Here is a 14,172-nt window from a genome sequence, read left to right on the forward strand (position 1 = left end):
TCTCAAAAACGAGGTGAAATTTTGCAGAAAATCGGTTATGTACGCGTCAGTTCGACTAGCCAAAATCCTTCAAGACAATTTCGGCAATTGAACGAAATTGGAATGGATATTATTTGTGAAGAAAAAATTTCAGGAGCCACAAAAGATCGTGAACAACTTCAAAAAATGTTAGAGGATTTACAGGAAGGTGACATTATTTATGTTACAGATTTAACTCGGATCACTCGAAGTACGCAAGATTTATTTGAATTGATTGATTTAATACGAAATAAAAAGGCAAGCTTAAAATCACTTAAGGATACATGGCTAGATTTATCAGAAGATAATCCATATAGCCAATTCTTAATTACGGTAATGGCTGGTGTTAACCAATTAGAGCGAGACCTTATTCGTATGCGTCAGCGTGAAGGAATTGAGCTCGCAAAGAAAGAAGGGAAGTTTAAAGGACGGTTAAAGAAATATCATAAAAATCACGCAGGAATGAATTATGCAGTAAAGCTATATAAAGAAGGAAATATGACTGTAAATCAAATTTGTGAAATTACAAATGTATCTAGAGCTTCTTTATATAGAAAGCTATCGGAAGGAAAAAAATAAGCATTCATTACTTATATTAAAAATTTCCGGGGATTGTGAAACAACGTACCTAACCAAGCAGGCTATTTCTATAAGGAAGTATCAATATTTGTTTATCTAACTAGGCACGATCATCAAAGGGTTCCGAGTACATTTTAACGGAGATATACGCTAAACTCAGATTTAAAGCAAGGCTGTATTTTCCGAGAACACTTTATAAAAAACAACCTTAGTCAATCTCAAACGAAGGTTGTTTTTATAAAGTCATGGTCTAATTAAAACAATTGCTGTCCCAAGAGCATACTTGAGACTGAAGAGGCACCAGCAGGTGGTAAAACATTAGTATATATGGGAGGTCCCAAACGGGTTGTAAAGGTTGTAGCAATCCAAGTTCCGTATTCACTAGCCAGTAAAGAGGGAGGTTTCATTATAAACCGTCCACTTAAAACGAAATGCCGAATGCTTATAGCGGTCTCATCAAATATTGTCAAATTGCCAAAAAAGGAGTTTTATGGTGAATCGAAACTTATTTGTTTAGCGCTTTCGTCCCAATACCCATTAATCGGAATAGGTATACCACGAAAATTAACTGTACCTACTACTTTGTTGTCTACAATGGAATCAATGGTAAGTATACCTCTAATAATGGATCTCCCCGCAATAGAAGCATCAATCCCCCATACGGATGGAAAGGGGATACTAACTTTGGCTGTCTTTGGAATTTTCAAAATTAACCTCTCCTTGATTATTTTATGTATGGATTGAGTTGTATTTAATCATAATCCTGTAGTAATGATACAGTATATGCACAGAGAATCACTTAGGTGTTTTGTTAAGAAAGAAGCATCAATAATCAATCAGCCTACTGTCTAGATGAACAAGAGTTTGCCTGACCCACGAAAAATATGGAACATTAATTGCTGCTCATACATATGGTCTCGCATTTGGAAAATTTCTTAGCTTTAAAATAAATCATCTGATTCAATGAAATGTAATGCCTATCATCACCTATTTTTATATGTATCTCAGACGAATTCCTATACCTCCGTTACTCTTCGATCATATTTTATTTGTACGAGGTGTTGTTAAATGTTTAAACTATATTTAGATCCTGGTCACGGGGAGTGGACCCAGGAGCTATTGGCAATGGGATGCAGGAAAAAGAAATTACCTTAAATATTTCCCATAGCATCCGAAATCTCTTGGAAAACCATTATGAAGACCTGCAAATTAAAATGAGTAGAACAGCAGATATTACGCGCAGCTTGAAAGAACGTACAGATGATGCGAATGCTTGGGGTGCAGATTATTTTCTATCCATCCACGTTAATGCATTTAACGGTTCAGCTCATGGGTATGAAGATTATATTCATAACAGTTTGTCTGATTCATCGAGAACAGCGTTCATTCGGGACATTATGCATGAAGAAATTGTCAAAGTAAATAACTTGCATAACCGTGGTAAAAAAAGGCCGATTTCCATGTACTGCGAGAAACCAGAATGCCCGCTTTATTAACGGAGAACGGATTTATTGATCATGCAAGCGATGCCCAAAAATTAAGAGACCCGAATTGGCGACAAGCGGTTGCCCAAGGGCATGTTAATGGGTTAGCACGCGCGTTTAATTTGAAGAGAAAATCGACTAATCTGAAAAACAATATGGCTATTAAACGTGTAATTGTTGACGGTGTGCAAGTAGGTGCTTACGCAGAAGAAGAAAATGTGTTGAGAACTGTACAACGCAACCTGAGAACAGCACAAAGGATTATTATTGAAAATGTGTAGTTTCGTTGGGAAAACGGTTGCTTGACTGCGAGCACGTTAAAGTTTTATCAAAATGGATAACTAGGCTGCATGAACAAAATATACGCTAAGCCTTTGATGTGACGGGCTTAGCATTTTTTTCTTGCTCTAAGTTGGTCCGGCCGATATAAGCCAGGACTAGCTTAATATCAGATGAATAGAACGAAGTTGTTGAGGGAATTATAGCTCATGATGTTTCTATTTCCAATTGTTGGATTTGAGGTGAGTTTTTGCCTAAGATTACTCCTATTCAGTCATACATGATTATTATGCTTTCGGTTGGATTAATGAACCACGTGATTATTATCCCTTTACTACTCGAAGCATCAAAGCGAGATGCCTGGATCGTAGTGCTTCTTGTTTTTGTCGCTGCACCTGTTTGGATTGGTTGCTTGAACTACATCATTCAAAACATGAACAATCAACACATGAAAAAGTGGCTAGATCAGCACTTTGGAAAGTTTTTATCTGCAATCTTAGTAATTATTTATAGTTTGTTATTATGGCTCATGGGCTTTATTTCCTTAAAAGATACTCTAACATGGACAATCGCATCTTACTTGCCGCAAACACCGATACTAGTTCTTGCGGGAACCACACTTGTTGCATGCTTCTTTGCTGCTTTTCAAGGACTCCGTACAATTGCAATTGTGAGCGGAATATTGTTGCCATTTGTTGTTATTCTAGGTCATCTTGTGGCGATTGCCAATTTTCAGTTTAAAGATTATACCCTGCTTTTTCCTTTGTTAGAAAACGGGACAGCTCCATTATGGAAAGGTGTTCCTTACGTTGCCGGGGGATTGCTGGAGTTGTCTTTCTTGATGTTGCTGATTCAGCACAAATTAACAAAAAAACCAGGATTTAAAAGCTTGATGTTGATGTGCTTCATCCTTACAGGACTTACGTTAGGACCATTGATGGGATCGATTGCGATATTTGGCCCTGATGAAGCGGCTAACCAGAGATACCCACCTTACGCTCAATGGAGAATCGTTAGACTGGGAGAATATGTGGAGCATGTCGATTTTTTTTCGATTTACCAGTGGCTATCCGGTACATTCATTCGTGTGTCCCTTTCTATCTATCTCTTGGGAGAATTGTGGAATTTACAAAAACGCAGATGGTTACCCGTGTTATTTGGCGCATTGGCCATGCTTGTTGCCATTTTGCTGCCGATGAGCGACATGGCTTTTCTAGACTTGTTAGGAAGGTTTTATTTTCCTTCATTTTGTATCTTTACAGTAGGGACCTTGATCCTATATGTTGGTCGAATGATCATCTCAAGAATTCGCCAAAAGGAGTGACTAGCTAGGATGAATAAACTATTCCGACGAATGAAAAGAATATTTGGAAATCAGGGGGCAGAAAGCAAGAGGCCATCGCCTAATACAGAGGCAACAGTCTTGCAACCGCTTAATGAACAATCACTCATCCAACACTTTAAAATGTGTCAAGATGTTAAGCACCATGTTTACAAATTAAACCCTGATGATGAACAATCGAGAATCCTATTGCTTTATTGTGAGGGGTTAAGTGACAACCAAACATTCATTCATGAAACTGTGCTTCCTCATTTGACCCGATTTTATGAAAACAATGGTTTTCATCATCAGGAGGAAATAGTCGAGTCGAGCCAACTACAATTAGAGTTCGTTACGCTTGAGGAGTGGGAGCAAACGGCCGAAACGGATATTTTTGAAGGCAAACTGCTTTTGTTTATTCCGACCCGACGTTCCTTGTTCTCCCTCGATATCTCAAAAAAACCGGCGCGAAATCCGGAAGAATCCAGTATTGAGGTCTCGGTACGGGGGCCAAAGGATGGATTTGTGGAAGAAGTGGGAGTCAATGTGGCGTTAATTCGGAAACGAATCAAATCAACCAGCATGGTTTATGAAACGAAAAAAGTAGGCGTTCGCACGAAAACAACCGTTGCAATTCTTTACATGCGTGACATTGTTGATCCTAAGATTGTTCAAGATGTAAAGAATAAATTAGATGATCTTCACATTGACGGAGCGTTTAGCGCCGCTCAGCTAGAAGAATTAATGGAACCGACAAAAGCATTGTTTCCTTTGATGGGGTATACAGGCAGAGCAGACTTTACCGTGAACTGTATGCTCAATGGGCGTGTAGCGTTGATTGTGGATGGTACACCGGCTGCGTTGATTGCGCCTGCCAATTTATTTTTGCTTGTGAAAGCACCCGAAGATATCCACTTTACTGCTTTGGCAGCTACATTTGGTCAAACGCTTCGTTTACTTGGCTTGTCTGTATCGCTACTGCTTCCTGCATTTTTTGTTGCCATTCTTTCCTATCATCAAGATCAGCTGCCCTATTATCTACTTGCCACTTTGGGGATTAACCGGTTGGGAATCCCTTTTGATGTGGCAGTTGAAATGTTTATTGCACTTCTCTTCTTAGAAATCCTGCGGGAAGCTGGTATCCGATTGCCTTCTGCGGTCGGCTCCACGGTAACGGTTGTAGGAGGACTTATCCTGGGGGATGCGGCCATTCGTGCTGGATTCTTATCCCCAGGTATCGTTGTCATCGGAGCAATTACACAAATCTTTGGTTCAACTTTTTCGAGCCTATCATTGGCTGGAACTATTAGTATCTTACGCTTTTTTCTTTTCATTCTGTCTGCCACGCTTGGCATTTATGGCTTCTTTCTTGGATTATTTATTGTGCTCAGCCATTTAGCCTCATTGCGTTCATGCGGCTTGCCTTACTTGGCCCCAATATCACCTCCATTTAAAGACTTGGCCAACGCTTTGTTTCGATTACCTTGGCCATGGCGAAACACTCGACCGGACATGTTGAAGACACGAGATTCTACAAGGCAAGGGGACAGGCATAAATGAGGAGATATAAAAGTATGGTTGCACTTTTCCTTCTTCTCACCCTTACCGGTTGCTGGAGCAGATATGAAGTGCAAAACATGAACTATGCTACGGCTGTTGGAATAGACTATGTCGATGGCCAATACACCTTGTATGTGCAATTGCTTGATATCTCGACAGTGGCCAAGCTGGAGGGACAGCAAAAAGCGGAGCAGCCCCCGGTTTGGGTGGGCAAAGGCGAAGGTTCCTCGTTTACGGAGGCGGCAAATGATTTGTACAGTACATCACAACAACGCTTAAACTTTGGACAAATCTCTGCCATTTTGTTCAGCGAGAGATTGATGAAGGAAAACAAAGTCGGAGAAGTGCTGGAATTGATCAATCGTTATCGTGAAATAAGGTACTTGACCTGGCTGTTTAGCACAAGAGAGCCTCCTGAAGCAATCTTGCTGGCAACCCCATTTTTTAGATTATCGCCAAAGGCATCCATTCTTCACAATCCCGAGCAAAATTTCAGACAGCGTTCTATCCTTGCTCCGGTCCGCCTGCAACAATTTGTACTGGACTCAAACGAAAAGGCCAGAACCAGTTATATACCGGAATTATCGCTTCGCAAAGGTCAATGGCAGGAAAGTAATAAACCAAAAGAGCTGCTTAGATATTCAGGCGTACAAGTATATGATCTAAACAATTATTATGGACGAATGGATCTTAAGGATTTGTCGGGAATGCCCTGGCTAAGTACTCACACGATCCGAGTACCTCTTGATTTGTTTGCCGAAGAGAAACTTGCGGCTGTTCTTGTCGCAGAAAAACCCAAATATGAAGTGACTCCTATTGTGAAATTGAACAAGGCGTATTTCGATATTTCAGTAAAAGTGAAGGCGGGGATCAATGAATTGCATACGGACCTTACCGAAAAGGAACTAGCACAAATGGCTCAGGAAAAAATAGAGGAGCAAATCCGCAAAACGTATCAAACTGCTTTTAAAGAGGGTATAGATATTTACAATTTGGGCGAATCTTTGTATCGCAAACATCCACATCAATGGAAGAGCATTGCCACAGGAAAACAGCAACTCGTTTTAAACCAAGATTCCCTGCGCCATGTAAAGGTTGAGGTGAATATTGTTTACCCTGGAAGATATAAATTACATGAACATGGTGAATCTAACTCGTGATTCTGGCAAGTGAAATTATTTACTCACCTTGCTTCTTCTGCTTAGAGTTGGAGAAGCAGGTTTTTGTTTCCAAAAAAATAGTTTAACGTTGTAAATCCGCATTTATCTTAACTCGTACATAGAAAGCCTTTGTTTATTAATAGTTTATTCATTGAAGACATGTAAACAACGTATTCGTCTAGACGATCTCCATAGCAACAAACTTTACAACCATTAGTTGCCTTGAAGGCAACCAGAACGCCTTAAGGCGTTCTCAAGAAAGAGAGAATGCCTATGTTCTCTTTGGAACACTCTAGAATGGTACGGTTCATCTAGGCAAGGATATTCGATGCCTTCTCACTGATAAGCCATCCCTACATTCAATACTTTGAATACATTGTTTGCGGAGTAAAGATATCAAGTATTCAAAGTAGGTTTCCACTTAATGATTCTTCTTAGAATACTTTAAGTACTACTGATTTTCATAGTATAGATAACCGCATTTTCCTGACGCTACCCCATTATGTTGATTTTAGGAAGCTTAGTTTTCAGTGAGAATGCATGGATTTTATTTGGGGCATGCTTACTGTTCGGTTTGGGTAATTCTTCCTTAAGGATATGGATGAATGCACGAATTATGGAATGTGTGCCAAAAGCATATTTAGGAAGAGCCATTGCCGTTTGGACAGCAATTTCACTTTTGCTTCAAGCAGTCTTATCAATTGGATTAGGACGACTAATGGATCAAACGAGTGCAAATTTAGGATTTGCATCGTTAGTTATAGTTATGGCATTAGGGCTGTCTCTAGCTGTTTATTCGAATAGAAAAGAAAGATTATCTAAGCATATAAATTTATAAAATTTTCATATAAATCAAACTGTAAGTTTTCAACCCCATCGTACGAACGGGGTAGCACGACAAGTGGGCTGTCACCCAAAACGGTTACTATAAGTTTATGACGAAATGCATTTGTCCTTATGAGGGTAGGGGGATGACTGGTGAAGCCTTAGTAATCAAGGTGGAGGAACAACCCCGAGTCTAGCGATAGTTTTAATATTTTTTAAAAGTGCATTGCACCGGTCGGGTAAGAACGTGGGAACATCATTTCATAAAGGAATGATGCCACAGTGCAAGCTTTACGATACTGGGATTATTATGATATGATTGACATCTTTACAGACTTACATCAACAGGCTAAAAATAAAGAAACATTCCATTATCTATACGACATTATCACGTCGAGGAATAATATTTCAATTAGCTTATCGAACAATCAAATAAAGGGTCTAAAACCCCTGGAACAGATGGGAAAACCATCTTAGACATAGAGAAACGAATAGAGGACGAATTAAGGGGTCATACCAACAAAAAGCGGAAAACATACGCTAAGCAGATTTCGACATAGATAAAACCGATTTTTCCTACTTTAAGGGATTTCGGTTTTTTTAATGTACGCTGAAGGCTAGACTTATCTTTACTTGACATTAACGTAGCGTAATACTTTAACCTTGTAATGTGGAGGTGAATTACGTTGCTTACAACAGGGGAAGTTTACAAAATGACCGGACTTACTGAACGTTCCATACGATACTATTCTAATTTAAATCTATTGAAAGCAAAGAAGAATGGCAACGGTCAGTTGGTTTTATTCGAGTCAGACTTAGAGAAAATTGTACAAATCCTTGCTGCAAAAATAACAGGTTATAAACTTAAAGATTTAATAAACCAGCAACCTTCATTAAGCGTTATTAAAAATGATTTAACTCAAATGATTGCGGACCTAGAGAATATATTGTTTTATTTAGACTTAACTGACTCCAAAGAAAATCTTATGAAGAATATAAACTGGCTTCAAAATTACAATACTAGATATTTGCGAAAGAAGTGATTGAAATGAGCATGACCTATAAATTAATCAACACATTAGAACAATACGAAGAATTACTTGCAATTACGGATTTGGAAGAAAGAATAAATTATTTTCGTTATACGATGATGACGCCATTTAAGGAAATGTGGAATTTAATAAATGTTCCTTTAAAGGCAAAGCAAGAAAATGGTTATGACGTTTTAATGGCCACGAAAATGCTAGGTTACGCAGATATTTCTAACGATAAGCAAATTCAACAAGGGTTATCTATCTTAAAAAATAATAATGCCTATATGGTAGCTGAGAATACTATCAAAACCTGTATAGAACATGCTAATAAGGCAGGTTTGAAAGTGAATGCTGATGAAATAAAGTTTGGATTGTATGTTGCAGATCCATATAAATTAAAACTTCAGAAGGGATATACAGGATTCGGAGGCATTCCTGGGTTTATTACGGTGAATATTTATCCAAATGATTATAATTTACCTAAAATTCCTGCTGTTATTGCTCATGAATTTCATCACAATATTCGTTTTTCTTATTTTGATTGGGATCATGGAAATGTAACAGTGGGAGATTATCTTGTCATAGAAGGCTTGGCCGATTCTTTTGCGAAAGAACTGTATGGAACAGAACAGCTTGGACCTTGGGTGACTAGTATGGACAAAGACGATTTAGAGTATTCGATCTTTGTTATTGGAGAAGCTTTAGAAATTAAAGGATTTGCTGAAGTAAGTAGCTATATGTTTGGTGATGAGATTGCCAAACAAGAGGGATATCAACCTGTAGGTCTTTCCTTTTGTGCTGGTTATGCGGTAGGTTATGAAGTTGTTCAATCTTTCATGAAAAAGCAAAATAAAACAATATATGAAACAACCTTATTTTCTAGTGACGAGATAATTAATGGATCTGGCCTATTTTCTTCTTGATGGAGTGATATATAAGGATAAACTGAAGTTTCGTGCTTCTTCTCTATAAATAGGAGAACAGGCAACTTTGGTAAATTTTCAGCATAAGCTTGCTCTAGCTACTAATTGGGGAGATGGAAGCACCACATCATCGGATGAAATACGTGTAAATTTCATCGTTACATGCTGAAGCAAATCCCCATTATGGGACGGGTAAAGGAGCAACTATTTATCGGTTTACAAGTGATCAATTTTCTTCTTTTTATACGAAAGTCATTTTTAATGACTTTTTGGGAAAAAATCGGATCTCACAAAGATGAACTTCAATAAAGAAAAGCAGGGTAAGCACAAAATGCCTATCCTGCCATAATCTATAGGCTTTCTTTATCTACGTCCACAACTTGATAAATATATCGTAGATTTTTATTCTTTTCTACCTTAGCTTTTTCTTTTAACCCTTCTATTTCTTCTTTCGTCAATAAGCCTTTGTCTACAAATAAATCGGCTAATAACTCAATATAGCTTTTGTGGTACAAAGTCAAAGATCGAATATTTTGTGCTTCAGGATAATTAAGTGGTCTTCGAACATCATCTTCAGTATCATACTTATCTTCCACAATGACTAATCGATACTTAATTGAACCGTCCTCATGTTCAGACCAAATATTTAAACCAAAACGCATTTTTATAGGATTCTCGTTAATACCCTCACGAATGACCGTAAAGTATTTCTCTTCATTCTCATTCAAGCCTTCAATTCGATCCGCAATGTCTTTAGTAACAATAACTTTGGCATTTATTATAATAGCATCATCACTCAAAGTCTCTTCGTATTCATATGGAGTTAGTTCTATATCCTTAATCAAAAGCCTATCAATTTTGACATTTTCTTCTTCAGATATTGTAAAGAAATACATTCTACCATCAGAATTATTGCTATAGCTGTATGAAGTATTACTTATTTTGTATTTTCTTATTCCTGTTCCATCACCATCTACTTCAGTTATACCATATACTTTTACATAATCTAATTCATCTTCAAAGACAGATAATTGTTGCTCCGTAACTGAAACAGTTACTTGGAATCTCTTTAGTTGATGTCCAGTAAAAGGTGAAGTGAAAAATTCCAGGTCCATTGGTTGAACTGTTACGTGTTTTTCTTTAAACTTTAGTCTCATTCAAAGTCCTCCTTTAAATTTACACTAGAAGCGATGCTGTCATATTGTTGTCCTGTCATTAAGTGATTACTTTTATTATAGAACAAACGATCGTCATTTGGTTGTTTTAAAATAAAATTTGTTTATTTTGATACTATTAATAAACCATTTTCGACAAATGCAACTAAATAAATTTAAAAACTATTAAAACTAGTGCTTTTTCGATAAAGGATTCGACACACCAAAAGTAGAAGAAAGAAAATAAAAAAATAGGAAATAGTGTCGATTTTAAAATATAAAAATTGAAAGGATGATGTATGCTGGAGTATTCACCTGTCAAAATGCGCAGAAGTATGAAGTATGGCAGCAATTATTGGGTTGGCTTCAGTTATAAGCAACAAAGGTATGTTCATTTTTATAGTGATTTAGAATATGAGAATTGGATCTTAGTTGAAACCAACCCTGAAGTTGAAGCTTTTTGCGAACAACCTCTAAGAATTCAATATTTACTAGAAGGGAAAAAGGTTGAGTCAGTTTTTGATATGTGGATTAAATGGAAAGATGGGAAACAATCCTTTTGCGAGATTAAATATTCAACAGAACTTGACAAAGAAAATAAAAAATACGAAAGAACCCTTAAACAAATTCAAGTACAAGAGGATTGGTGCAAAATGAATGGTTACTCACATGAAGTTTTAACCGAGTTGGTCATTCGAAAAAACCAAGTCTTATTAGATAATAAGAGACAAATCATTCCTTACACAAGAGAATTTAATTCATATAATTTACAAGATCACGAACCGATATTAGCGGTTCTTAAAAGTGGGAAGAGTACAGTGAAACAACTATTTGAAAAACTATCTTTCCTTTCTAATCAACAAATATATACAAGCCTATTTTATTTAATCTATCATGGCAAAGTGAATGCTAATATTGATTGTGAATTCATTGGTCCCTTTACGGAGGTGTGGTTGAATGACTAAACGTAAAATCATAGAAAGTGAGAATTTTCCACCAGAATCATTGGATACTAAAAATTGGCCCTTAGTTAATGTCGACCAACTAACAGATGAACATAAGGAGATATTTTATAGAAGAAAACAGGCTGTGGAACTATACCTCAATTCAGAAGTTTTAATTAAAACAATTGTTGAAAAAACAAGAATCCAACCCAAAGAGTTAAACAATTTTGTAAGAAGATGTCTTACAGAGGATGATAACGGATTAATCTATGGTTACAGAGCTTTAATACCTCATAAAAAAGTCAATGGATATCACAGAAAAAGCTTGCCACAATTAAACGACACAACAAAAATGACCGGTGCATTTAAACTCCTTCTAGAAACTTACCCAACTATTAAAGATACAATTGATAACCATTATTTAAAAAGAAATAAAAATTCAATAGAGGAACCCGTAATTAGCATTAAAAACTTACACAAAAAGTTTATAGATTCCTGCCGAAAAGCTGGAATAAAGTTGAATCAATATCCTTTTATTACAAAAGATTTAGGAAAGCGATCTTTGGAACGATATGTAAAGAAACTACATTCTACCTACTTTTCAGAAGCTTCAAAAAGGCATGGGGATCAAGCAGCTCAACATGCCCGTTCTACAGGAATTGGCAATAAAAATAACCCAGTAATTACCAGACCATATCAACGGGTACAATTTGATGGTCATAGAATTGATTCTGCTGTGGCAATTACATTTACGACTCCTGAAGGATATGAAGTAACAAAGACAATGGATCGGATTTGGCTTTTGGTTATTATTGATGAAGCAACAAGGGCGATATTAGGACATCATATTTGTCTAAATAGAGAATATTCTTCAACCGATGTATTACATTGTGTAAAAAATGCTATAACCCCAAAGGAACAACCTAACTTTACTATTTCTGGCCTTTCATACTCACCATCTGGTGGATTTCCTTCCCAGATTATACCTGAATGTGAATGGGGGCTTTGGGATGAGTTTTTATATGATAACGCTCGAGCTAACTTGTCAACTATTGTAAATGATAGACTAAGTGAAATTGTGGGTTGTTTCACAAATGCTGGTCCAGTCAGCATGCCTGAAAGAAGAGGCTTAGTAGAGAGGTTTTTTGGAATTCTTGAAGAAAATGGATTTCATCGTCTTCCAAGTACAACAGGAAGTAACCCAAATGATCCCAGACGAAAAAATGCAGAAAGTAATGCAATTAAATATAAAATATCTGAACAACATATTATCGAATTAGCTGATACACTAATTGCTGAATATAACGGAACTCCGCATAGTGGTATCAGCAATCTTACACCTCTTGAAGCACTCCAACAAAGAATAATGAAAGGAGCTATTATTCGAAAAATGTCGGAAGAAAAGAGAAGTGAATTAGCGTTTTTTACTATGAAAGCCCAACGTGTTGTAAGAGGAAATATTGTATCTGGCCAAAGACCTTATATTAAATATGAAGGTGTAACGTATAGAAGTGACTTATTATCACGAACACCAGGTTTAATTGGTACAAAACTCGATCTTTTTGTCGATGTAGAGGATTTGAGGACGGTAAGAGCTTTTCTACCTGATGGCAGTGAGTTTGGAATTCTAAACGCAAATGGTAAATGGAGTCTCCAAAAACATTCTCTCAAAACAAGAAAGGCTATCAATAGTCTTAAAAATAGAAAGATATTACATTTTACAAGCTTCGATAATCCAATAGAGATATATTTTAGACACCTCGAAAAAGAAGCAGCTAATAATAAAAACGGTAGCAAAAATAAGCTTGCTCAGTTACGAAGAGAAATAGATGATATTCCAACACCAGATGTTTATGTAAGTTACGGAGATGAAGATACCGGTAAAAATGAAGAAATAATCAATAATAACAATTTGGTATCAAATAAAAAGAATCTTAACAGAAGGTTCAAAAAGACAATAACATACTAAAATAAAACTAGAGAGGGGAAAAAGATGTGTCCGAACAAGTAAATAATATTATAAAAAGGCCTTTAACACAAAATAAAGTCCATCCCATAAAAACAGGAAGATATTTACTAGCAACAAATGAAATACATCGATTATATGAAACTATTTCTAGGTGGATTTTTAGTAGAGCACCTGGTGGAATTGTTTATGGACGGCCCAGGCTTGGAAAAACAAGAGCAATTCAATTTATATTAAAAGCCTTACCAGATGAATTGGGTGAAAAGCTTCCTGTTTTTAAATTCAATTGTAGACATAAAAAAATTGCTAGTGAAAATACTTTTTTTGAAGATTTACTTAAGGATGTTGGACATTCAGATCCTTTTAGTAATAAAACTAATGCAAAAAGAGAGAGATTGTATAGCTATCTAATTGAAAAGGGACAAACATCACAAGAAAACAGAGTAATCTTAATTATTGATGATGCGCAGGAGCTTCATGAGATTCAGTATGGTTGGTTAATGGATATCCACAATGAATTAGATAGAGCGGAAATAGATTTAACCGTTATATTAGTAGGGCAAAAAGAATTATTAGGCCAAAGATCGTCTTTTATAAAATTAAAAAAGGCCCAAATCATTGGTCGGTTTATGGTGCACGAATATAAGTTTGTTGGAATAAAGAGTTATGACGATATACATGCTTGTCTCTTAGGGTATGATGAGGAGTCAGAATTTCCTGATAACAGCGGATTCTCGTTTACTAGATATTACTTTCCAGAAGCATTTTCGAATGGATTACGATTATCAACCTATACTCAAGAATTAATGGATATTTTTACTGAAATCCGACAAAAACATAATATACGAAAAGGTCTTGAAATTCCTATGCAATATTTTACAAGGACTATAGAGTATATATTAATTCCTGTCTCTTATACACATCT

General features: G+C 36.5%; 12 protein-coding genes and 2 pseudogenes. 12 read left to right on the forward strand and 2 right to left on the reverse strand.

The features are described from left to right. Nucleotides 1–21 precede the first annotated feature (21 nt). Complete coding sequence (locus E1I69_RS20040) at nucleotides 22–597, forward strand: recombinase family protein (RefSeq protein WP_077113677.1); 576 nt, start codon at nucleotides 22–24, stop codon at nucleotides 595–597. Nucleotides 598–1,085: 488 nt separating this feature from the next. On the opposite strand, the gene E1I69_RS25075 is transcribed toward E1I69_RS20040, so the two are convergent. After that, nucleotides 1,086–1,304, reverse strand: a complete 219-nt coding sequence (locus E1I69_RS25075) for a hypothetical protein (RefSeq protein WP_242634655.1) — start codon at nucleotides 1,302–1,304, stop codon at nucleotides 1,086–1,088. A 361-nt stretch (nucleotides 1,305–1,665) separates the two neighbouring features. Here E1I69_RS25075 and E1I69_RS20050 point away from each other — a divergent pair. From E1I69_RS20050 to E1I69_RS20085, 8 genes and pseudogenes are all read left to right on the forward strand, one after another. Then, a pseudogene (locus E1I69_RS20050) lies at nucleotides 1,666–2,362 on the forward strand (N-acetylmuramoyl-L-alanine amidase family protein). 248 nt (nucleotides 2,363–2,610) lie between these two features. Next, nucleotides 2,611–3,684, forward strand: coding sequence for a GerAB/ArcD/ProY family transporter (locus E1I69_RS20055; RefSeq protein ID WP_136381330.1), 1,074 nt, complete (start codon nucleotides 2,611–2,613; stop codon nucleotides 3,682–3,684). A gap of 9 nt (nucleotides 3,685–3,693) precedes the next feature. Further along, the gene (locus tag E1I69_RS20060) at nucleotides 3,694–5,241 is read left to right on the forward strand and encodes a spore germination protein (RefSeq protein WP_242634656.1); all 1,548 of its coding nucleotides are present in this window, start codon (nucleotides 3,694–3,696) and stop codon (nucleotides 5,239–5,241) included. A gap of 14 nt (nucleotides 5,242–5,255) precedes the next feature. Next, on the forward strand, nucleotides 5,256–6,401 hold the full coding sequence (locus E1I69_RS20065) for a Ger(x)C family spore germination protein (RefSeq protein ID WP_136381332.1): 1,146 nt from the start codon (nucleotides 5,256–5,258) through the stop codon (nucleotides 6,399–6,401). Between the two features lie 601 nt (nucleotides 6,402–7,002). Beyond that, nucleotides 7,003–7,239, forward strand: coding sequence for a hypothetical protein (locus E1I69_RS20070; protein ID WP_136381333.1), 237 nt, complete (start codon nucleotides 7,003–7,005; stop codon nucleotides 7,237–7,239). A 673-nt stretch (nucleotides 7,240–7,912) separates the two neighbouring features. Continuing rightward, nucleotides 7,913–8,269, forward strand: a complete 357-nt coding sequence (locus E1I69_RS20075; RefSeq protein ID WP_121446696.1) for a MerR family transcriptional regulator — start codon at nucleotides 7,913–7,915, stop codon at nucleotides 8,267–8,269. A gap of 5 nt (nucleotides 8,270–8,274) precedes the next feature. Then, nucleotides 8,275–9,183 carry a DUF2268 domain-containing protein gene (locus E1I69_RS20080; RefSeq protein WP_121446695.1) on the forward strand — a complete coding sequence of 303 codons (909 nt, stop codon included), beginning with the start codon at nucleotides 8,275–8,277 and terminating at the stop codon, nucleotides 9,181–9,183. 58 nt (nucleotides 9,184–9,241) lie between these two features. Continuing rightward, nucleotides 9,242–9,440: pseudogene (locus E1I69_RS20085) on the forward strand (Tn3 family transposase); the annotation flags it as partial. 93 nt (nucleotides 9,441–9,533) lie between these two features. Here E1I69_RS20085 and E1I69_RS20090 read toward each other — a convergent pair. Then, complete coding sequence (locus tag E1I69_RS20090) at nucleotides 9,534–10,340, reverse strand: hypothetical protein (RefSeq protein ID WP_121446694.1); 807 nt, start codon at nucleotides 10,338–10,340, stop codon at nucleotides 9,534–9,536. A 296-nt stretch (nucleotides 10,341–10,636) separates the two neighbouring features. On the opposite strand from E1I69_RS20090, the gene E1I69_RS20095 reads away from it, so the two are divergent. From E1I69_RS20095 to E1I69_RS20105, 3 genes are all read left to right on the forward strand, one after another. Next, entirely contained in the window at nucleotides 10,637–11,302 is a 666-nt protein-coding gene (locus E1I69_RS20095) for a TnsA endonuclease N-terminal domain-containing protein (protein ID WP_136381334.1), read from the forward strand. Continuing rightward, nucleotides 11,295–13,250: a hypothetical protein gene (locus E1I69_RS20100; protein ID WP_136381335.1), complete on the forward strand. Its 1,956-nt coding sequence runs from the start codon at nucleotides 11,295–11,297 to the stop codon at nucleotides 13,248–13,250. The genes E1I69_RS20095 and E1I69_RS20100 overlap by 8 nt, the downstream gene beginning before the upstream one ends. Nucleotides 13,251–13,276: 26 nt before the next feature. Then, nucleotides 13,277–14,172 (forward strand): ATP-binding protein (locus E1I69_RS20105; protein ID WP_136381336.1); only part of this gene is annotated, 896 nt, incomplete at its 3' end.

The organism is Bacillus timonensis (assembly GCF_004799755.1).
GTDB classification, from domain to species: Bacteria; Bacillota; Bacilli; order Bacillales; family Bacillaceae_L; genus Ferdinandcohnia; species Ferdinandcohnia timonensis_A.

Bases quoted from the DNA above. Each gene is read 5' to 3' on its own strand.
- E1I69_RS20095 (WP_136381334.1), top strand. From the start codon at position 10,637: ATGCTGGAGTATTCACCTGTCAAAATGCGCAGAAGTATGAAGTATGGC.
- E1I69_RS20070 (WP_136381333.1), top strand. From the start codon at position 7,003: ATGAATGCACGAATTATGGAATGTGTGCCAAAAGCATATTTAGGAAGA.
- E1I69_RS20080 (WP_121446695.1), top strand. From the start codon at position 8,275: ATGAGCATGACCTATAAATTAATCAACACATTAGAACAATACGAAGAA.
- E1I69_RS20065 (WP_136381332.1), top strand. From the start codon at position 5,256: ATGGTTGCACTTTTCCTTCTTCTCACCCTTACCGGTTGCTGGAGCAGA.
- E1I69_RS20100 (WP_136381335.1), top strand. From the start codon at position 11,295: ATGACTAAACGTAAAATCATAGAAAGTGAGAATTTTCCACCAGAATCA.
- E1I69_RS20090 (WP_121446694.1), bottom strand. From the start codon at position 10,340: ATGAGACTAAAGTTTAAAGAAAAACACGTAACAGTTCAACCAATGGAC.
- E1I69_RS20060 (WP_242634656.1), top strand. From the start codon at position 3,694: ATGAATAAACTATTCCGACGAATGAAAAGAATATTTGGAAATCAGGGG.